Source organism: Arsenicibacter sp. R0_47, from assembly GCF_057652235.1.
In genome coordinates this window covers 125,892-145,944 of sequence record NZ_JBYFCJ010000016.1, presented here as the reverse complement: position 1 = coordinate 145,944, position 20,053 = coordinate 125,892, and the positions used below count along the sequence as shown (strand labels likewise).

Annotated in this window: 23 protein-coding genes; 2 read left to right on the top strand and 21 right to left on the bottom strand. The window is 44.2% G+C overall.

Features of this window, described 5'->3' with window-relative positions:
• Positions 1–29 precede the first annotated feature (29 nt).
• Positions 30–323: a hypothetical protein gene (locus tag AC23NW_RS23045; protein ID WP_487452368.1), complete on the bottom strand. Its 294-nt coding sequence runs from the start codon at positions 321–323 to the stop codon at positions 30–32.
• Positions 324–476: 153 nt separating this feature from the next.
• Here AC23NW_RS23045 and AC23NW_RS23040 point away from each other — a divergent pair, with 153 nt between their 5' ends.
• On the top strand, positions 477–1,064 hold the full coding sequence (locus AC23NW_RS23040) for a hypothetical protein (protein WP_487452366.1): 588 nt from the start codon (positions 477–479) through the stop codon (positions 1,062–1,064).
• 168 nt (positions 1,065–1,232) lie between these two features.
• On the opposite strand, the gene AC23NW_RS23035 is transcribed toward AC23NW_RS23040, so the two are convergent.
• From AC23NW_RS23035 to AC23NW_RS22955, 17 genes are all read right to left on the bottom strand, one after another.
• Complete coding sequence (locus AC23NW_RS23035) at positions 1,233–1,601, bottom strand: hypothetical protein (protein ID WP_487452364.1); 369 nt, start codon at positions 1,599–1,601, stop codon at positions 1,233–1,235.
• A 387-nt stretch (positions 1,602–1,988) separates the two neighbouring features.
• On the bottom strand, positions 1,989–2,453 hold the full coding sequence (locus tag AC23NW_RS23030; RefSeq protein WP_487452362.1) for a hypothetical protein: 465 nt from the start codon (positions 2,451–2,453) through the stop codon (positions 1,989–1,991).
• Positions 2,454–3,017: 564 nt separating this feature from the next.
• The gene (locus AC23NW_RS23025; RefSeq protein WP_487452361.1) at positions 3,018–3,359 is read right to left on the bottom strand and encodes a hypothetical protein; all 342 of its coding nucleotides are present in this window, start codon (positions 3,357–3,359) and stop codon (positions 3,018–3,020) included.
• A gap of 100 nt (positions 3,360–3,459) precedes the next feature.
• Entirely contained in the window at positions 3,460–3,873 is a 414-nt protein-coding gene (locus AC23NW_RS23020; RefSeq protein ID WP_487452359.1) for a hypothetical protein, read from the bottom strand.
• Between the two features lie 313 nt (positions 3,874–4,186).
• Positions 4,187–5,077 (bottom strand): hypothetical protein, encoded by an 891-nt coding sequence (locus AC23NW_RS23015; RefSeq protein ID WP_487452358.1) that lies wholly within the window; start codon positions 5,075–5,077, stop codon positions 4,187–4,189.
• Between the two features lie 86 nt (positions 5,078–5,163).
• On the bottom strand, positions 5,164–5,418 hold the full coding sequence (locus tag AC23NW_RS23010) for a hypothetical protein (protein ID WP_487452357.1): 255 nt from the start codon (positions 5,416–5,418) through the stop codon (positions 5,164–5,166).
• Positions 5,419–5,427: 9 nt separating this feature from the next.
• Positions 5,428–6,057 carry a hypothetical protein gene (locus tag AC23NW_RS23005; protein ID WP_487452355.1) on the bottom strand — a complete coding sequence of 210 codons (630 nt, stop codon included), beginning with the start codon at positions 6,055–6,057 and terminating at the stop codon, positions 5,428–5,430.
• Positions 6,058–6,154: 97 nt separating this feature from the next.
• Complete coding sequence (locus AC23NW_RS23000) at positions 6,155–6,733, bottom strand: hypothetical protein (RefSeq protein WP_487452354.1); 579 nt, start codon at positions 6,731–6,733, stop codon at positions 6,155–6,157.
• Positions 6,734–6,812: 79 nt separating this feature from the next.
• A complete protein-coding gene (locus AC23NW_RS22995) occupies positions 6,813–7,382 on the bottom strand; it encodes a hypothetical protein (RefSeq protein WP_487452353.1) in 570 nt (189 codons plus the stop codon).
• Positions 7,383–7,619: 237 nt separating this feature from the next.
• Complete coding sequence (locus AC23NW_RS22990; RefSeq protein ID WP_487452352.1) at positions 7,620–8,468, bottom strand: hypothetical protein; 849 nt, start codon at positions 8,466–8,468, stop codon at positions 7,620–7,622.
• Positions 8,469–8,561: 93 nt separating this feature from the next.
• Positions 8,562–9,344, bottom strand: a complete 783-nt coding sequence (locus tag AC23NW_RS22985; RefSeq protein ID WP_487452351.1) for a hypothetical protein — start codon at positions 9,342–9,344, stop codon at positions 8,562–8,564.
• Between the two features lie 989 nt (positions 9,345–10,333).
• On the bottom strand, positions 10,334–11,071 hold the full coding sequence (locus AC23NW_RS22980; RefSeq protein ID WP_487452350.1) for a hypothetical protein: 738 nt from the start codon (positions 11,069–11,071) through the stop codon (positions 10,334–10,336).
• A 289-nt stretch (positions 11,072–11,360) separates the two neighbouring features.
• Complete coding sequence (locus AC23NW_RS22975; protein ID WP_487452349.1) at positions 11,361–11,810, bottom strand: hypothetical protein; 450 nt, start codon at positions 11,808–11,810, stop codon at positions 11,361–11,363.
• A 170-nt stretch (positions 11,811–11,980) separates the two neighbouring features.
• Positions 11,981–12,742: a hypothetical protein gene (locus tag AC23NW_RS22970; protein WP_487452347.1), complete on the bottom strand. Its 762-nt coding sequence runs from the start codon at positions 12,740–12,742 to the stop codon at positions 11,981–11,983.
• A gap of 254 nt (positions 12,743–12,996) precedes the next feature.
• Complete coding sequence (locus AC23NW_RS22965) at positions 12,997–13,350, bottom strand: hypothetical protein (protein WP_487452346.1); 354 nt, start codon at positions 13,348–13,350, stop codon at positions 12,997–12,999.
• A gap of 19 nt (positions 13,351–13,369) precedes the next feature.
• The gene (locus AC23NW_RS22960) at positions 13,370–13,765 is read right to left on the bottom strand and encodes a hypothetical protein (RefSeq protein WP_487452345.1); all 396 of its coding nucleotides are present in this window, start codon (positions 13,763–13,765) and stop codon (positions 13,370–13,372) included.
• 29 nt (positions 13,766–13,794) lie between these two features.
• Positions 13,795–14,178 (bottom strand): hypothetical protein, encoded by a 384-nt coding sequence (locus AC23NW_RS22955; RefSeq protein ID WP_487452344.1) that lies wholly within the window; start codon positions 14,176–14,178, stop codon positions 13,795–13,797.
• Between the two features lie 648 nt (positions 14,179–14,826).
• On the opposite strand from AC23NW_RS22955, the gene AC23NW_RS22950 reads away from it, so the two are divergent.
• Positions 14,827–18,531, top strand: a complete 3,705-nt coding sequence (locus AC23NW_RS22950) for a YobI family P-loop NTPase (RefSeq protein ID WP_487452342.1) — start codon at positions 14,827–14,829, stop codon at positions 18,529–18,531.
• A 49-nt stretch (positions 18,532–18,580) separates the two neighbouring features.
• Here AC23NW_RS22950 and AC23NW_RS22945 read toward each other — a convergent pair whose 3' ends face one another.
• The 3 genes from AC23NW_RS22945 to AC23NW_RS22935 form a co-directional block, all read right to left on the bottom strand.
• Entirely contained in the window at positions 18,581–18,766 is a 186-nt protein-coding gene (locus AC23NW_RS22945; protein ID WP_487452341.1) for a hypothetical protein, read from the bottom strand.
• A 232-nt stretch (positions 18,767–18,998) separates the two neighbouring features.
• Positions 18,999–19,424: a hypothetical protein gene (locus AC23NW_RS22940; RefSeq protein WP_487452339.1), complete on the bottom strand. Its 426-nt coding sequence runs from the start codon at positions 19,422–19,424 to the stop codon at positions 18,999–19,001.
• Between the two features lie 179 nt (positions 19,425–19,603).
• Entirely contained in the window at positions 19,604–19,972 is a 369-nt protein-coding gene (locus AC23NW_RS22935) for a hypothetical protein (RefSeq protein WP_487452338.1), read from the bottom strand.
• Between the last annotated feature and the right edge of the window lie 81 nt (positions 19,973–20,053).

Sequence of the window (20,053 nt, the reverse complement as noted above, 5' to 3'; positions counted from 1 at the left end):
CTTTCCTGCCCTTTTCAATGAGAATTTGATTACAACTCAAGCACGATCCCAAAGGGTTTCAAATCCTTTATGTAGATCATCATTTCGGACAACTCCTGTTCGATGGACCAGCGAATATCCTCGGCCTCTTCCCGGTTATTGGCCGGGGTGGCTTTCCAAATCTCCAGCCGTCCTTTGGCTTCGTTAAACAGCTTCGTCGTCAAATCAATAAACGCCTGTTGTTGTTCGGAGAAAGCCGGGACCGGGCGAAGAAACTCCGGCAGCTCAAAGGCGAGGCTGCTGTCTTCGTTGAACAGGCTGGAAAAATCAAGTGCTGGAACCATGACGGCTAGGGCGGTTTGCTGTGCGTTTAATTCTTGTATAAAGATACTCCCTTTTTAAGGCCCTCACAACCAATAACTATCTGATAAACAACTTTTTACACCCTATTGATTCTTACCTGAAAAGGTTGTATTTTTAATGATAAAACCATGAATATGATGCAGGAATCTACAGCCTTAGACGGTATCCCTGACCACGAACTTACCCTGTTAAGCCAGGCCAACACATCAGCCGCAAACCTTTCGTTTGCCGAAATCTGCTATCTGATCGACTTCAATTTCCTCTCCGAGAGAAAAGATACCTATGTGTGGAATCTACAGAACAAGGAAGCGCAGACCTGGCTTAGTCCGGTTTTCAGCGAAATAGCCAATCAGAACTCCGACATCCGTCTCTATCACTACACCCTGATCCACGCGATTGCCTTGTTTTATACTGCACATCAGACAGGTATCATCAAAGCCTATTGTGATGAGCCGGAAAACCTGTCGGGAAGACACCTCCTGGCGCTGGCGGATCGTTCGTCAATGACCATTAAGCAGATTAGAGATGCGCTTAATCTGGATGGACAGCAAAAAAACCTCCAGAAGATACTCTGGACTTACGCAGTATACAAGGTGCCCTATCTGGAATTAATGCACCATCAAGTTGTTGTTGACCACATTTGGGCGGTTTTCAAAACCGACCCCGCGCTTGTGGGGCAAAAGACGCAGGCGCTTCTGGATCAACTGTTCCTGAGTATATAGGGATACTTTGGGTCGCCGGCTTTCCCCTTGGTTCATTATTGCCGGCGATTGCAATCTAACAAAAAAATGCACCAGCTCAACCCGACTGGTGCATTCCGTTGACAATCATGTAATTTTCCGGATCGGAGAATTAATAAAAGAAAGCCACGATCCGGAAAGTGAAAGTTTTTAACAGAATGTCAGTTTGAAGGAGTTGAGGTGGTTATATGTCTTCCCGTCGCTGTTGCGGGTGTTGATAAAGTGGTTGCCTTCTACCTCCAACAACTCGCCGGTCTGAATCACGCTTTTCAGCTTGGTATGGCTGGTTCGTACCGTAAACCATGTTTTAGTATCCTTACCATTCTCGTCTTTACCATTGACACACAAGTCAAAAGCTAAGAATTCATCGCCTTCGCGGTTGGTCTGGATGGTGGCGTTCTCCATGTTGCCCGCATTACCTTTCAGTGTCTTGCGCCCAATTTTCTGGCTGGTATACTCGCCTTTGCCAGCCGTTGTATCTACGCGTATCGTAGCGGTCTCTGGGGTAGCCTGAACCATAGGGGTTGCAGTAGCGGTTTCAGATTTTGCAGAAGTGGTTGACTTTGCCATAGTAGTGATGGGACATAACGGCATCCCGGGCCAGTGTTGTGTTTAACGGTCCGCCGTAGCGGTTGTTTGTGTGACTCATTTAACTTGTAATAAAGATAGCAGGTTTTTGCCCCCCTAGCAATAGTAATGCGTTGTGAATCAGCCTTTTATTGCCCGATTGATTCGAATATTCGTACATGCACCCTTCAGCAATCCGGTTCCTGTACGAACCGGCAAGGCTTTTTCCCCTTGATTCTTATTGATTAAAGATTAGCCCCCGCCCGAATGGGTGGGGGCAATACTGAGTCGAACTAAAACAACTACATGATAGGAGTAGGGGGCCGTGCCCCCGGTATCTTAGCAGAACGACACTTTATAGGCGTTCAGTCGATTGTATTTCTTTCCGTCGGTATTGCGGGTATTGATGAAGTGGTTGCCTTCTACCTGTAGCAAATCCCCTTTCCGAATCACTTCCTGCAATTTTACATGGCTGGTCCGAACGGTGTACCACGTTTTAACATCCTGCCCGTTTTCATCTTTACCATTGACGCACAGATCGAAGGTCAGGAATTTTTCGCCCTCGGCGTTGGTGTGAACCGTCATGTTGTCGGTGTTGCCGACATTCCCCTTAATGACTTTATGGCCAATTTTCTCGGAAGTGTATTCAGCCGGTGCCGCTGTTGACGACGTGACCGGCAAGGCTGTTTCTACCGGCATGGTAGCGGCCTCTGGCTGGGCCTTAACAGTTCTTGTTTTTTTAGGCTTTGCAGTGGCAGGGGTAGCAGTAGCAGAATTGGCGGTCGTTGCAGTTGACATTTCCATGATTGTAAGGGGGGGACTTAACGGCATCCCGGGCCGATGTTTGTGTTTGTCTCTCTTTGAACTTGATATAAAGATAGTGGGTTTTTGCCCCCTCAGCAATAGTAATGCGTTGTCAATCAGCCTTTTATTGCCCGGTTGATTCAGGATATTTTTTCATGCACGCTACAGCATGATCCGCTTTTCGTAGGATTGAGACGGGCCATTTCCCCTTGATTCCCATTTTTTTGATCATCCGTCCGGCATATCCGAACGGATGAATATATACGTCAGGCGCTGGCTGATCTGAAACAGGGCATCAGCAATGTACGTCAAAGTAGTAATACGGAATGCCGTCCTCCGCTTCCCTGCGGATTTGCCGGATGGTTTCGGGGTTCTCCGGAACAATATTATCCCTCTCCTCTAACAGTGAAGCCAGATTATCGACAGTAACGCGGTAGAAGTGGCCGGTATGACCATCGAACTCATCCTTAATCTCCTGTAGCCTTTGCTCCGGTATAATGTTCTGACACAGGTGAATTTAAATAACGTGCATGGCGTTGCGGTCGTTTTGGGGATTCTGATCGGTTAGTGAGTTGAAACTAAATCGGTGATTCTATTATCCCGTTTAGGGGGCGCTTGCAGCTCATCCAGCACAATGATTCGGCTGTATCCCCCCAGACGGGTCAACTTGGACAGATAGCCCCAGTTGATAAGCCGCCCGTGCGGGAAGGCTACCATAACCGGTTCATCCTGACAGTGCGGCAACCCCAGTATCTCTGCAACCTTTATTGCAGAGTCTCCATAGGCTTCATACTTGCCATCTAAACCGAATAAGATCACGGGCAAATAGTCCTGATCATTAATTCGGTTGGTGTGAGCGTCCTGAAGTTTGGACATTGCCGCAAGGCGTTGTTCTCGGGTTTTCATCAGATAAAGGGGTAAACAAATGGTCGAATCACCGAAGGCTCTGGGATAAACACCTAAACGGGTCAGGCTCCGGTGAAACCTGACCCGATTGGTTAAGCTCTTAGCAGAACGTCACTTTGTAGGCGTTCAGGCGGTTGTAGCTCTTGCCGTCGCTGTTGCGGGTGCTGATAAAGTGGTTGCCTTCCACCTCCAACAACTCGCCGGTCTGAATCACGCTTTTCAGCTTGGTATGGCTGGTGCGTACCGTGTACCACGTTTTGGTGTCCTGACCGTTCTCGTCCTTGCCATTCACGCAAAGATCGAAGGCTAAGAACTCAACGCCCTCCCCGTTGGTCTGGATGGTGGCGTTCTCCATATTGCCCACATTGCCTTTGAGGGTCTTGCGGCCAATTTTCTCGGTGGTGTACTCGCCGTTGCCGGTCGTTGTTTCAACGGGCATCGTGGCGGTTTCTGGGGTAGCCTGTACCGTAGCAGTAGCAGTTGTAGATTTTGCGGAAGTGGTTGACTTTGCCATAGTAGTAAGTGGGACATAACGGCATCCCGGGCCAGTATTGTGTTTAACGGTCCGCCGTAGCGGTTGTTTGTGTTTGTGTGACTCATTTAACTTGATATAAAGATAGTGGGTTTTAGCTCCCACGGCAATGGTAATGCGTTGTGATTCAGCCTTTTATTGCCCTATTGATTCGGGTATTCATTCAGGCACTTTACGCACGATCCGCTTGCTGGACGAATCGGCAGGCTCTTTTCCCCTTGATTGGATTGGGTCCGAACGATAAAGAGCCGACCTGACAGGTCGGCTCACGATGGCTGAATTTGAAAATGGAAAGTTAAATTTTAAATTGGGGGGAATCCCTGATATATTTTGTGTGATCTCTAAAACCCTTTTCCTTTAAGAGATTGACCAACTGCTCCTGGGTGAATGCATCGGGCAAGGTCGTCAGAGATTGTAGAATCGGCTGAAGCTCCAGTAACAAGCTAAAAGTTTCGCTATAGCATTCCAGCCGTGGAATCATTTGATTGCCAAGCGTATACCAGCGTATGGCCATTTCTCCTTCGCACCCTCCCTCTTTATAATACCGGCCAAACATCACTTCGGCGGGATGATCGACCGTATCGACGTACCATGCTTTGGCGGTCCAGACATAAGCCAGTTGGGGTTTTTCCTCTTCTTCAGAAGGTGGACCACTCAGCAGTACAATCAGCCCCGCTTTCCAGGCCTCAAAGTCGGCAAAGCGCATGGCGTAGTCAAACGGCACCAGAAACAGCAGCGAAATGCGGTCCCTTGAGTTATCATCGCGCAGAATCATGCCCCCTATTTCGGCAAAGAGCGGATCGAGTGTTTCCTGGATAGTTGCTGCGGCCTTTTCGGCGGCTTCTTCGTCCGGATATAATCCTTCTTCGCCATCGGTAGAGGCTGCATTGAGCCAATCGAATTCCATCGTCGGGGCCAGCCACTTCCTGCCCTGGTACACCACACTGTAGCCCATGTAGGCCCATGCTGTAGTTCCTTCTGCCAGGTCTTCGCCTATGTAGACGCTTTCCTCTTTCGTGAGCGGATAAAATTCACCATCGAACTCGCCCCCGGAGAGTCCCAACAGGGCAAACAGTTCCGGACTGCCCCAGGCGTTTTCACAGGCTCCACTGGTCAGAAAGACAGGCGTTTTACGCTGTGAACTGGCCAGATCGTTGGGGTGGGTTGATAAACAATGTGTAGCCATGATAAAGGGGCCAGCCAACCTCATGGGTTATGACTGGCTATTGTAATGTCGATAAAAAAAGATTGATCCTGCAAAAAAACACCCTTTCAAGCCTTTGATGCGTCGATCATCAGGGTTTCGGGATTTATGACCAGTGGCCTGAGAAAATCGCTCAGGGCCTCAGAAATACCGCAAAAAGTCAGCCCGGAAATATCACGCCGGTTGAAACTGTCTACGGTTGGGTATACTGTAACGCGATCCAGCCACCCGTCGAGTGACGTCTTATGCTGACGGATATATAGCTTACCTGTTTTGCCTTCAAAAACAGGGGTATCGGTTGTTCTGGCTGCGGTCTGTTTCATACCACAAAGCTATTGATTAATTACCCGCCAGAACAAGTAAGCCGGTTGACCCTTACTGGATGGTGATGGGGTTGATACACAAATGGTCAAACCGGGCTGGATCGTTACGGTATGGTCAATGATCGTTTTTCCGGGTGGACCGTCATGGCTCCGCTTCCGGCGACTGGCCGGATACTCGGAATGATACGTATCGAAATAGGCCTTGATGGCGGCTTCCTGCTCCTTGCTGAGGAGCTGAACAGATGCCCTTTCCCATTTTCGAAGGGCTTTAAGCGTAGCTCCATCGTAAGCCTCTATAAACTCGTTGGTGGCTTCATTGCGCCCTTCCGTGATCAGGTAGCCTACCGGCTGGCCAACAGGCGCTACCGTCCGCAACCCCGACACAATCACCTGGTTGTCCAGCGGTGAACCGGCCTCGCTGGAGAGTTTTGAGGTGTCTACCTCAACAACCGTCCAAACGCGGCCTACTTCCGTCTCGTGCATGGAATCGACGTATTGCCGCTGTGGGCCTTCTACGGCAAACAGACAGTTGTCAATAAAAGGGGTTCCGGCAGGCTCCGTCCGAATTGGGTTGGGAATAGGCCTGTATATCTGTTGCCATTGGTCTTTGGTAATCTGCTTGTACAAGCGTTGTTTCATTTTTCTTTGCTTTCCAGTTATATAAAAATAACCATTATATCACTTCTATTCAATACAACCAATTCCAAATCAACCATTTATAACCCTCTTGATTCGATCATCCGCTTTCGGTATACTCGTCGGTATATGCTGCCACAACCAGATCACACACCTCTTTCAAGGTCAGCTTCAGTTCGTAATCAGACGGGTGCTGGAAAAAGCCGTTGAAGTATTCATCGAGTCCGTCCAGTTCATCTTCGTCTACTCCGGCATCCCGAATGCGTTGTTCAACATCCTTATAAACCGCTGTCATGCCCTCGCCATACAGGTTGTAGAGAAATGTATAGTGTTTGTCCCGCCCGGCTTTCCGGAGTTTGGCAAGCTGCCTGTAATGGGCTTTGTCGGCAGGAGCCGCGTTGGCAGCTTCACCATTGGCCTGCTCCTCCAATTTATCAAAGGGCAACACGTACCCATCATAGAGCCGGTAATACAGCGAAATGATGTCGTGCAGGGTACGGATGTACCAGTCGGCAGGAGTGCCGATCTCTTTCTGTAACCATTCCTCCTGACTTTGACCCTGCCCGGCCTCATCCGGCCCTTCGGCGGTCGCGCCGGCTTCGTGAGTGGGAAGAAAGAGGTTCAGTTGAAACGGGGCGGCTGCGCTGGATCGGGCACTACGCCCATGACGGGATTTCATAGCCGGGGGCGGTTAGGGTTGGTTTTCCAGTCGGTCATCAGGGCCGCAACCCCGACGATCACCATAAAAATGAGCAGTTTCATCGGGCGGGGGTATTATCAACAGATCGGGTGAAGACAAGATCAATCCGTTCGGCATTGGCCTCGACGGGTTCAGCCGTCAATTCGTCCCGGTTCAGGGTCAACAAACGGTCGAGAGCGCCAAAAAGCCGTTGCAGAACTTCCTCACGGGAGGGGGCAACAGCGATCACTGGCCGAATCTCCAGCAGGAATGCCGTATACAGACCCGTTTTCGGGTCAAACGACACTTCTGCCGTCAGCTTCAGTTCAGCACCCGCTTTGGGTGTCGGCAACACCTGGGCAACGAAAGCGGCCCCCTGCGGTCGGGGAGGGAGCGGCCCGGCTGGCACCAGACAGCAATAGGGTTCTACATTCATCAGGCCGACCAACCGGCCCTCAGCGGTAACCCCTTTGCAGGTTTGCAGCACCAATGCCTTTGTCGCGGCATCGCGGCAATTTGTAGCAATAAACAGATCGCCTTTCTGAACGGGGGCCGTCAGCGACAGCACCGGCACAAAGAGCGCTTCGAGGGGTTGATCCCGGCAATCGTCGTAGACGAAGGCCAGACGCTGAGCTTGAACAGCAGACATAGGTATGACAGAAAAGGGATGTTGAAAACCTGTCCTGGACGGTCGGGATTACGCGCCCGTTCGCCTGTTTGGATACCCTAAAGATCGGGCTTTTAGCCCGGTTAGGCAATCGCTCAGGCGACTGCGCTGACCTTTTATACCCCTGTTGGTTGGGGGCGGATGTGGTGAAAACAGGAGGGCCGCTGGCGAAGCGGCCCCTGCTTATTCGTATCTGTTTGATACCCTTCCCGGCTGATTTCAATTGAGAAGTCGGTTCGACAGCCCCTTTATCGCGTTGAGGTTTTCCGTTCCGGCTAAATACTCGACCTCGACGGGATTGAAGTTGGGCAGCTCATCGTAAATTTCCATCGCGACAAGGCCTTGAGTGGGTTCAATCCGAATCAGGTAGTAGTCTTTGGCGAGGTGGTCCATGAATCTCTCCAGAAACGCCGGGTCCGTGACGATCCAGTCGGGACCGGACGGGCGCGGTATGTCCTTTTCTTTCAACTCAACGGTCAGCAAACCATGTTTCTCACCCGTGCGAAAGCCTTCTTCCCTGAACTCCTCTATTAGCGCTTCCCGTTTCCGAAATGCCAGATCGACGGATGGGTATGTCTCGGAACGAATGACGGTATGGACAGGCCGTTTATCTTCTTTTCTCACTTGGGTTAGGATCAGCCGGGTTTCGCCCGTGTAGGCATTGTCCAACTGCCAGACGAGTCGTTGGAGTTCGACGAGCGAAAATTGCTCCAGGCGTTTGTGTCTATTGTCTGTCGTGAACGCCAGAATAACCGGGCCGGCAAAGCCGTCAATCCCATCCCGATAGATGGCCAGCGAAATGGTTAATTCGGTCTTAACGTCCCTGTAATCCCGATCCAGACTATCTTTTGTCGTTGGTGTTTCGTCAACGTCAAAATAATCATCGTCATCGTGGTCGTCGTCTTCGTCGCCTTCAGACAGCGTTTCGTCTACCCCGAAGAGATAGGCGTTGACGGGACTGGCGAGCAGAATGCTTTTAAGCCGATTGAAATACTGCTGATGCAGGGTGGCAATCTGCTGGGTCAGGTCACTGAACTGTGCCTGGTGCGTTGGTGGTGTAAAAGGCATGATTTGAGTATTGGAAATGGTTTAACTGTGTTTTCCCCTTGATTCATCAGAGCCGCCGATGCGTCGGCGCGGGGGCCGTTACATCGGCACGAACTACCAGCCTTGCTCTTCGGCAGTTAGTTCGCTCTGGTATCGTCGCCAGTCGGCCCTAGCCTGCTGATCCGAGACGCCCGATTCGTCCCAAAGATCAATGAATTCGTCGGCAAGATCATGGGGTGTGCTGAATAGACTCAGATCGTCCCATTCGTTGCCCTGGCTATCGACTACGGTCACCGTGTTGGCCTCCGGATTGATCGTTACCGATACGACCTTGAGCGAACAATGCTGAAGCCGTTCGTTGATCGCATATACGCAGTCGTCGGCCATGTCAGGTGTAAGCCGGGGCATCGACTGGATCAGCCCATCGAGTAACACCTTCAGCGCTTGGGCAGTCAGGTTATCGCTGGTTTTCAGCGTCCCCCCCCATGCGAACAGGGCATTTTTGACCTTGATCTCTCCGGAAGCCTCGCCGGTCTCTGGGTTCTGATCGAGGGCCAGATACGTAAATGCCGCCGAAAAGTTGTCATCCCCTCCGGCATAGCCGGTCAGCGAAAGGAGTACCGGCATCAGATCGTGAAGCGGATGATGCGCGGCAGGACCGCTGTAGCGAACGACCGGATACGAGCCGCCCGAATCCAGGCTGATCAAGGCCGGGGTTTGACCGTTGTTTGGTTCCTGTACCAGTTCCAGCATAGAGGTAGTTGTCGTCCGGAAATAGACCCGCTGGGAATGAGTGAGGGGTTCCATTACCCAGATCGAAGTAACGGGATCGCGGAGCAGGGTTTCGGTCAAAGTTTCCAGGCCATTCAGAATGGCACCAATGGTCAAACGTTGCATCTGTCAGTAATTTTGCGTGTTTTGTTGGGTATTCCGGTATCAATTTACCACCATAATTTCCCTTGCGGAAGGGTCAGGATGGCGACTTCCATCCTTTATGACCCTATTGATTATGTGTTCCTCGTCACCCCTTGATTCGTTTAATTCCTATCCCGGAAGGAGAGGTTTTTTTGTCAAAGCGCTTCTAAGTATTGTAGAGGAGCGTTTACTGAAACCTAAAGAACTTAAGCCACCTAAAGTGGATTATCAGAACTTTTTAGATCTGTTGAATGAAAGGGTAGCCGCTTCACAGTATGAAGGGAATCCTGACCCGTCCATTATACGGATTCCTGGCTTTCAGTTGCTCTGCTACTTAACAATCCATCATACAAACGGGTGATTGAGCCGATGAACTGAGAGACGTGTATCCTGATGAATCCGGATACATAGTGACATATCCTTGAGGCGACGTCAAATACGTATGAAAAGGCTTTGCGTAGTGATAGTAATAATCTTTTTAACAGGATCTTATATATGCAGGAATCTGCCTGGTAAGGCCTGTGATCGTGCTCTCAGAATACTCTCGGGCAGAAGTTATGTTTATCTTCGGTCAGGGTATGTAAATGAAAAGCCGGCTATTTACATCATCAGAAAAGAGAACGCAGAGATCGTAGCTATTTATAATGGTTATGTTTCGACCGGGAAAAATGACGGAACGATTGATCACTGCCGTTGTTCAGTACAGCAATTCCAGGAACTACTGCAATTTCATCCTGAATACCTCAAAAAGTTTCAAGCGCCACCCATGTAGACTCAGGTTACTCTTGCCTCTGGAATACCTTGTTAGCGGCTGGTTTTCGGCCTTTACCAGCCGGTTGCAGAAAAGGTTATATCCCTGAACGGGGATGATCTGTTTAAAACAGCTCCTGACCTTTTCCCCTTTAAAGCTATGCCATTACTTCAGCCCCCTGTTAACCAAAGACCAACTTAACAGGGACTGGATCTGTTTTTTAACGGAGGCTCAGCACCGACACAGGTTGACGGGTCTGATTGATACCCTCCCCTGGTTTCAACTCTTTCGTTGGGAAAACGTTTTTCATCCAGCCGGCAAGCGCAATCCCCGCATAGGACAAATACATGCCAATATCATGGTTGACTACCGAATAGGAGTGCTCGTGTGCCACATGGAGCTTGCCATCTTTCGCCAGGTAACCGTATTCGAAAGCCTGTAGACAGTCGCCAAGAAAAGCGGCTACCATAAAGAGCCTGTGATCAGGTATGAAATTCTCTTTGGGCATGTTCCCGATCTGATGCAACACTTTTGAATCCTCCGGACTTAAAATGCGGAATGTGTACTGGACACCGGTAACCATCCCTGAAGAGGTATCCTCTTTGAGCTTAGCTAACACGGTTCCGCTCAGGTTTGGCAGATTCTTAATAGCCTTCCAGAGTGTATTTCTCAGAAAGTCGTCATGGTCAAAGCGCTCAGCAACTCCACGAGTCAGATAAATATTCCTGTTGGGGAAAAAACCTTCCGGCCGAAGAATCCGGTCCTTTATTTTTTCTTCCAGATTCGCTCCCTGATACCTGTCTGTGTCAAACAACGTTAACAGCGATTGAAATGCGGTACTTTTGCTTACAAAGTCTGCTCCACGTTGATTGAACAGGGCAATGGGAAGCGTCTCCGGAGTTTTTCCAGCCGGATAGCCTGTCCATTCGAGGAGCGGAAATTCGTTTTCTGTTATCATGCGTTATTTTATGGTTGGGTTCACCTTGTTGCTTCTGGTTTGGGTAGCTGAACTTAACAGAGACAAAAAAAGCTAAAATTTTACCCTTTACCTCTTTCACCAGTAAATTTACAGCGTTCCCATAATCATGCTTCTGTTCAACCCGGACGCATGATAAATCAGTCTCATGCAAAAATTGTACTTGCTGCCTCCACGAATTAAAAGTGCAGACAACCTTTTTAACAAGTTGCCGTCACAACCTTTTATCGCCCGTTAGCCTTTTACAGTACGATGGCCCGAGAGCCTACAGTCATTGGTTTAAAATATGCAGGAGGGCTGAATTACGCTTAATTTCAGCAAGCCCGGGAAAATCATCCGGATCTATGATGTTATCAGTTAATTTATTGTAAATGTTCAATTCGGTTAACTCTGTCTGAATCTGCTTTTCACTGATGGTAAATTGTTTTCTTGGTATATAGAAATTAGGCGATAGGGCAACGCAGGGGCTGACTAACTCCTGATCCCTGAAATACGATTCAATCCTGTTTTTTGCTTTCAGATATAAGTCAGCCTCCAGTTCCATTTTCCGCAGCTCCTGCATAAAGCCGGCAAACAGACTGTACCGATCAACACTGTCATTCTCCGGATTAAGATAACCTTCCAATAATCCGGACAGAATGACCAGTTTTTTTTTAAAAGTCTCAGCACTAAGAACAAAGGTGTCGTTTAGACTTGAAAATGAGTTTAACCCGGATGCCATAATGTACAGTATTTCTGAACTCAGGAGCAAATTACATACGCAGCCCCTTTTGGCACAAAATAACATCCGGTTTATCAGAAAAAACAACTAAATAATCATTTAAATGGATAAATATGCAGCGTCTACCCTTAATTAAGTTACCAATAACGAGCACAATAAAACAATAATAATTATTTTTTCTGTTGCAGGTAATTATCAAGCATAGTATGGATTTGATTTACATCAACTGCTTGTGCCAACCGGTATGGGGGCTTGTCTTCTTTTTTATAAAATGCATTAAATAACAAGCCACACAGTACTGGCTTTTCATCAACGAGCTTATATACAGCTGATCCTGAACATCCTTTATAAGAGTCAATTGCGAGTGTAAATATGCCTTCTATCGAATCGCTTCCGGTGACAACACCTTTAAAAGTTTCCGGATCATTTACCTGATGTTGCCTGTTATTCTCATCCTGTTTAATTGGCATACCGGCATAGACGATACTGTCTCCGGCATTAATCGTAGTTTTTATTGAAAGGGGTAAAGTCTGATACGAAAAGGGAAAATTCCGATAACTACCTACATCGATAGCGGCAATGTCAAGCCCCCTACGCTCTATCAGGGACTGTTTGAGCGTGGTAGTAAAGTTACCGGAGAACTTCAGTTTCATGGCAGGATTACTGAGGGTATCTGTTACACTTCGGTAAACCTTTGTGTTGTTTATAATGTACGTAAATTCGTTTTCAGCATTTTGCGTTTTGTGATCCAGCTGAGTGAAGCAGTGCCATGCCGAAAGCAGAAACACATGATCCTTATACCTCAAAAAAAAACAGGTGCCACCTGTAACTGCAATTGTATTCAAATAACCCTGAATATGATAGGCGTTTTGAGTCGGTGATGACTTGTTAATTAAACCTTGATTTTGGGTGCTACAAGATCCGGCAATCATTGACAGGACAATGATCAGGGTTCGATAACAGGTGCTATACATAGTAGTGAATTTAGTCGTCAATAATGCTGGTATTGACGAAATGAGCTGTCATCAAAAAACATATGGCGAGGGATTAAGGTTCTCCCCTTGATTCCCTATTCAGGTCTAATCATCTTTTAGACGTTCAGGTTTTTGAGAACGTTGGAATGCTTAAATGAAGAAGAACCGGACAGAAAAACCTGATTAGGGTCTCCTGTCTGGTTTAACAGAGATCAAATCAGTTTTTGCGCTTCATAATCGTAGCGCCATGAAACTTCCTGTAGCGGCATTGCAATTACATATAGCTGGTGAGGGATTCCATCTGAACTATCAAACAAAACCGTCATTTGATCGGCATCCTCGTCGATAATTTCAATAAAGTTAAGTCTGGCAACCGGCTTACCTGCCGGCTTTGACCGGATCGTCTTTTCTTCAATAACTCCCGGAAGACTCTTCAGGTAATCGGGGAACTCAAAATTGCAGTCAAGCTCCTGCATTTTCTCCCTTAAAAAAGCCTCCAGTCTTTTTGATTTAGCGGAATGGGTAAAGTCAGGCCGTTTAGTTGATAATTCAGGTTCAATGTTCATGATAAAAAATTTGGTGGTCTCAGTGGATGAAAAAACGAGGGGTCACTTGTTTATACCAGGGGCAAATCTGCCGTAAAAGGTTCAGGGCTGTGACGGCGGCTTTAAACCGGTAGTAAACGATTTTTGGGTTCTCTCCGGCATAGGCATAAGCCTCCTGCATGTTCCGGGTAATGATGGTTTTAAGGTGCCGTGCAACATCTTCGACGGCTCCCTCAAAAAAGCACTGCCCCTTTTCCCAGCATTCGGCATATAACCTAGCATCGTCTAAGAGCGCATCTAACTGCTCCTGCGCCATTGACCGGCGTTCCTCGACACTCAGACCCGTGTACTCTTTCAGTTCCGGATCGAAGCGGTTGGTGTAATAGGCAAGGTCGTTCCGGGCCGCTTCAATCATGCTGCTTAACACCTCGCGCATGGTATTACAGTAGTAGGGGTGGAAGTACATCAGCATTCAATGATTTCTTTACACACCACTATATCCTTCTCATAGCGTTCTGCGGCCAGACTGATCAGATTTCCCATCTGTTGCATGAGCGTATGCTGCGCCTTCAGTTGCTGGGCAATCAACAGAAGCAAATCCGCCTGCTCGCCTGTCAGCATACTGTTCACTACGCTGGTATTGACAACATACTTTAAAGAATTTCCGTTTAAGCGGTGTTCAACCGTATATTGACCGGTATTCATCAATACCAGTTTGGTAATACCCTTATCATCTTGATCCCGACATTCGTATTCCCAAAAAAAGTCGGCTTCTCTGGTTTTGGTATAGCCACGGTTCTCCAACAGGGAATCCGTTACTTTCCGGCTAATAGGGCTTAACGTGCTCATCGTTGTGTGGGGATTTATACGGCTTCCCTGCCATTTTTCTTTAATTAAAGATACGACAATAGGAGTGTCCCCACAAACCGCATTTTACTCATCCTGACCTTTTTGTACCCTCTTGATTGCTAAATTTAAAGACTTTGAGCGCAATGGAGTTTAAAAGATGATCCATCCTGAAGACTTGCATTGACTGACCAGATAGAAGACCCGTTCAGCGTATTTGACTTTTGCTTCATGGGTGGCTGCTTTGTTAATAGTTTTCTGGATGTTCTCCCTTTGATTCCAAATGTTCGGACATTGAGGGGTAACAAAAATCAACCCCACGTTAGCATTTTTTCCATTAACACTTTTTCCCTTTATTCTATTTTTTTGAACACTCTTGGTTATTGGACATCTGTTAATTACCCTTTACATCCTCAACGAGAACTTATTAGTCAACCGTATTGGAACTGAAGCAGGCATTCATAGTGGATACGAAAGCAGCAGTGAATAATCTTGTTAAACGCTCTGAATCCCATTTCAGTGGTTTTCGATTTACGAAGAGGCAGAATCAGTAAGATATACTACTGAAAATATGTAATTTAACGCGAAGAACAGCTTGCCTCCCGTGAGCAGAGAGTCACACAACGATTGTAATAGCCCATTACCAGAACAATGAGAAACAGCCTGCTCAGTAAACTGAAGATCTTTTTCACATCAAGACAAAACATCAGTAAATCACCACAAGAGGAATCCCACCCATACAAATCTTTATCACCCAGTGATGAAGCAGAGGGTTTTGAGGATTACAACAAGGCATTGCTTTGGGCTATATCGAATTCAAAAGAAAAAGCAATCACCAACATTGCCTTAACAGGACCATATGGGTCTGGTAAGAGTAGTATAATCAGGACGTTTAAAAAGCAGAATACTCAATATGAGTTATTAGAAATCTCACTGGCTACTTTTCCCAATCCAGAACATAGAAACAGTTCATCAGCAAGTGATACAGACAAAAAAGGTGAAGGAAACGATAAAAATACTGAATATTCATATCTGAATCAGATTGAACTCAGCATTCTGAATCAAATATTCCATAGGGATAAAAAAGATAAAATTGGTATATTATCTGATTCACGATTTCATAAAATTCAGGAAACAAAACCTAAGTATATCATTATTTTTTCATTTTTATTACTTCTTTGGTTAACATCACTTTACTATCTGGTAAATGAAGAAGGTTTTAAAGTGGCATTCAGATTCCTGAAAAATTCTTTTTGGAATGAATGGAGAAAAGAGTACCTGAACTGGTTTAATTATGCCATACTCATATATATAGCTGCCGGATGCCTCACATTAGTATATTTAATATTTAAAATTCTGTACAAAATCAAACTAAACAAAGTAAATATTTTTGACGCTGAGATAGAAATATCAAGTTCGGCTAATAAATCAATATTAAATCAGTACATTGAAGAAATAATATATTTTTTCGAGAGAAATGACAATTACTCAATAGTTGTAATTGAAGATCTTGACAGGTTTGAACGGCCGGAAATATTCACCAAACTAAGGGAAATAAACTATATCCTGAATACTTCAAGTAAAATAAAAGACAGAAAAATTATATTTCTATATGCAGTCAGAGACGATATGTTTAAAGAAAAGGATAGAGCAAAGTTTTTTGATTTTATCATTCCGGTCATTCCAATCATCAATTATTCGAATTCGCGTGATAAACTTATAAACATAAACAAATTATATAATTATGGATGGGATAAATATCTTATACAGGACATTGCTTTTTTTGTTGATGATATGCGCCTCCTATATAATATATGCAATGAATTTAACATATATCGTTTAAAAATATCCGGCAAGCTTGATCCGAATAAGATGCTGGCAATATTGGTATATAAAAATTTATATCCAAGGGACTTCTCGGAACTTTCAGAAAATAAAGGGGTGCTTGCAGGATATTTTCAGAAAAAGGCTACTTATTTAAGCATTGTGGGGGAAAATTTAAACATTCGCTTAAATAACCTGAAGGAAAATATTAACAGTTTAGAAAAAGAGTATTCAGGTAATATAAAGGAGCTGAGAAGTATTTATATTTATAATTATATACTTCATTTTGGTTCAGGAATGAAATTCTATTTCAATCAATATCCGATCCAATTAGAGAGCTTATTTGAAGACGAGAATTTCAATAGACTAATCAATAATGAATTACAGTATAGATTATCTGATTATGACAGCTATAGGTATCTTAGGGGGTTTGATATAATTGAGGAAAAAGTTAATTCAGATCGAAAATATTTAGATAGATATAATATATTAGTCAGTGATAAAACTAAACTAATACGCGATAATCAACTTAATCTTATAAAGGTTGAAAAAGAATTAAGAGAAATAAACCGGAAAAACTTAAAAGATTTGCTAAATGATGACAGTATTGCAATAAACTCTGACGAAGAAAATAGAAAAATCAATGAATTTCTATTGCTTTTACTTAGAAAAGGATATATAGATGAAACATACTTAGATTACATTTCAATATTCCATGAAGGAACTTTTACTCGGCAGGATCACGAATTTATTCTGACATTAAAATTAAATCGAAAACCTTTGCCATACGATTATAAACTTTATAACCATGAAAGCGTCATAGATGCTTTGGATCAGGAAAACCTAACAAGCAAATATGTCTTGAATTTTGGACTTATAGAATACCTGATTACAAAACATAGAAATAAAAATATTGCGGAATCAATATTTCGGAAACAGCCAACCCTTAACTTTAATTTACAGGACTTTATTCTGAAATATTTTGATTCAGGTAATGATAAAGTCTCTTTTGCGACGATGCTAATGAAAGTATCACCCCATCATATAAATATTATTGCATGGACTAATACACTTGATGATATAAGAAAGAGAAATATTATCGGAGAATTACTGAACAATTGGACAAATCCAGTAATTGATAATCCCGATAATTACACCAATTTAGCTGAATTTATAACTTCAGATAACAGATACTTTAGTTTATTGGATGATAAAAAAAAATTGTCTGACATTGCCAGTCAACTGGATGTTAGATTTTATAATCTTGATCCTGATCCTTCAATAACCCCTGATGACTGTACTCGTTTTGTTTACAAGGGAGGGCTGTATATGGTCAATAATCATATGCTCCAAATGATTATTGAAACCTGTTTTAAAGATGACTATCAAATTCTTGAGTATCAGAAAAAGAACTATTCCTATATCAAAACAATTGACAAAGATAAACTTCTTAAGAAAATTCAAGAAAACAGCAATGATTACTGTGAAAAAGTATTATTAATTGAGACTCAATCCATAGAGGATTCCGAAGAAAATTTTTGTGAATTAATACAATTACCAGGCTTAACGGATGAAAATAAAAAAAGATTAATTGATAAAAGAAAAATAAAGGTTAATGATATTCGCCTTATCTCAGACCAAATGATACTGGAATATATGCTTTTTAAGAAAGGATTTAAAGCAACATGGCCTAATTTAATTTATATTTTTGATACAATAGGAGAGGATCATGACTATGCAACATTCATTAATGCCTACTATAATGAACTTGATCATTATATAGAAACTACAGAAAAAGAAAAGGCCAGCGTAGAGTTTTGCAACTTTCTTTATAATAATATAGAACTAAACAACCAAGCCTATAGGATTATATGTAAAAACACTTCTCAATTTTACAATGACTATAATTTTAATCTTTTAAGTGACTCAAAGGTTATTATTATAATTGAGGAAGAAGCACTTGCCGAATTAATTGAAAGCTATACTGTGCTAAAGAATCACAAAAAAATATTAGGTTATCATTATTTAGCATTAACTGAATCTCTATGGGATGAAAATATGGAATCTTTATTCAATAATGAAAATGAATTATTTGAGTTTTTGAAAAAAGCATTAGAGTTGGAGGTTGAGATTTTCCCTATGATTTTCTCGAATTATAAGCATGAATACTTTAAAGCCTCTCAAACTCAGTTCCTTATATCAGAACTACTATCGAAGGAAATGAAACCGGATTTTCAGGATGGTTTTGTAATTGATATGTTGGAAAATAACGTGTTTAAATTTATTGGAGATAGTACACGCATTGAATATCTGCATATTTACAAAAGACTTTTCTCAAATGAAAATCTTAATAAATTTATTGAAAATATGAGTGATGAATATTCAGTCTTGTTAAATACAGGCAGAAAACCTAAAATCCCTGCTAATAGTAGTAATGAAGTTCTGTTGCAGATATTAAAAGAAAAGTCATTTATTTCGAGTTTTCAATCGGATGGTAAAGATATGTTTAAAATTTATTTTAGGAGAGCATAAAGTAATATACTATATCAATACTATTTTAATGATTAGGAAACCTTTAAATTCAGAATGGCTTTAATTCATCGGCAGAGTAGTAAAGCCCATCATTTAATAAAATTCCCTGTGGTTCAACAGCAATTACAATAGCATATCGCCGATTGATAACCGGCCAATATTTGCCAAATACATTAATAAATCTTTTTTTATGGACCACAACGAGATCACCAGCCTTAAATGGACTTATTTTCATGTATTTTCTTTAAATAAAACTTTACTCTACCTGCGAAGAAAACCAATACAAATGAAAGTAAAGACGTACAGATATAAATCCTGTTATCTTTGATAAATCTCATGATGATCTCCCCCAAGGAAGGGGAAGTGACTATCAATAATCTTATGGTTACTAATATCAATAACAGATGCATCAAGATTAGATAGATTAAAAAAAATTTATTTTTCATGATGAATATTACAAAAAAAAATTAACAACCCAGTTCTTTCATGAACTCGTACATCTGATTTTGCTTACCCTGTAGCTGCTCCTCAAGCATTTTTTGCAGTGTATCCCAGTTCTCGACCAGGTTCCGCCACACTGGCCCTGCCTGTTTCATCTGGCCCAATCGCTGCCGGAACTGAGGAACTGCCTGTAGGAGCCATTCACACCGTTTGAAGTCGTCGGGATCGACCGGCGTACCAAACGGTTTAGGCGCATTGATGAGGTCTTTCAGAAACGGATCGGCCAGCATATGCGCCATTGTTTTCGAGCTTCGGCCTTGTTCGCCATACTCCAGCCACCAAAGGAGATTACCCCGTTCGGTCATGTGCCCCGCATTAGCATTCACGGGCTGTTTCCAGACCGGCGCACAGTGTCGATGCTCCTTGTTAAAGTCCTCTATCATCGTTGCCATATTCGTAACGGATAGCGGAACAGGCACGGGCATGGAAGTCCCGCAGTTAAAGCAAAACAGGGCTTCGTTGCGAAACCCCGTATTGGGTTGTTTTTTCTTGGCCATTCTTGTGAAAATTTGAAAGCGTTTCCCCGTTGATTCCAGCCTTCTTCCGCAACGGAAGAAGGCTAAATCCGCCCTTAAAGGCCCATCTCTACGCGGAACTCGTTGATAGCTTTATCCAATTCCTCACGGGTTCTTGGTGGATCAGGTTTGGTCTGATAACCAAATCCCAGCGTAAAACCGGCCTTTTCATCGTCTTCCTCCCAGTTGGATACCTGCACAACGGACAAATCCGGAAAAAACAGATTCATCGCATACATGGGATCGCCCGGATGGTCGTAATCCTGCTGATAGGAGAATTCGGGGTGCTTTTCGAGTAAATCGGCGATTTCGGCATTGGTATGGCCCTGACAAAGGGCTATGAATGCTGCGCCCTGAGACCCGCCAAGGTCTATTTTCTGCACTTCGCTTTGCTCGTATGGGCCAATGACAAATTGAGCTATCATAGAAAAGTAGAGTTTTTACGGCCGCTTCGGCGGTCCGATCCCGTTGCCATATTGTCTGTTTACTAAAGATAATGCAAAGAC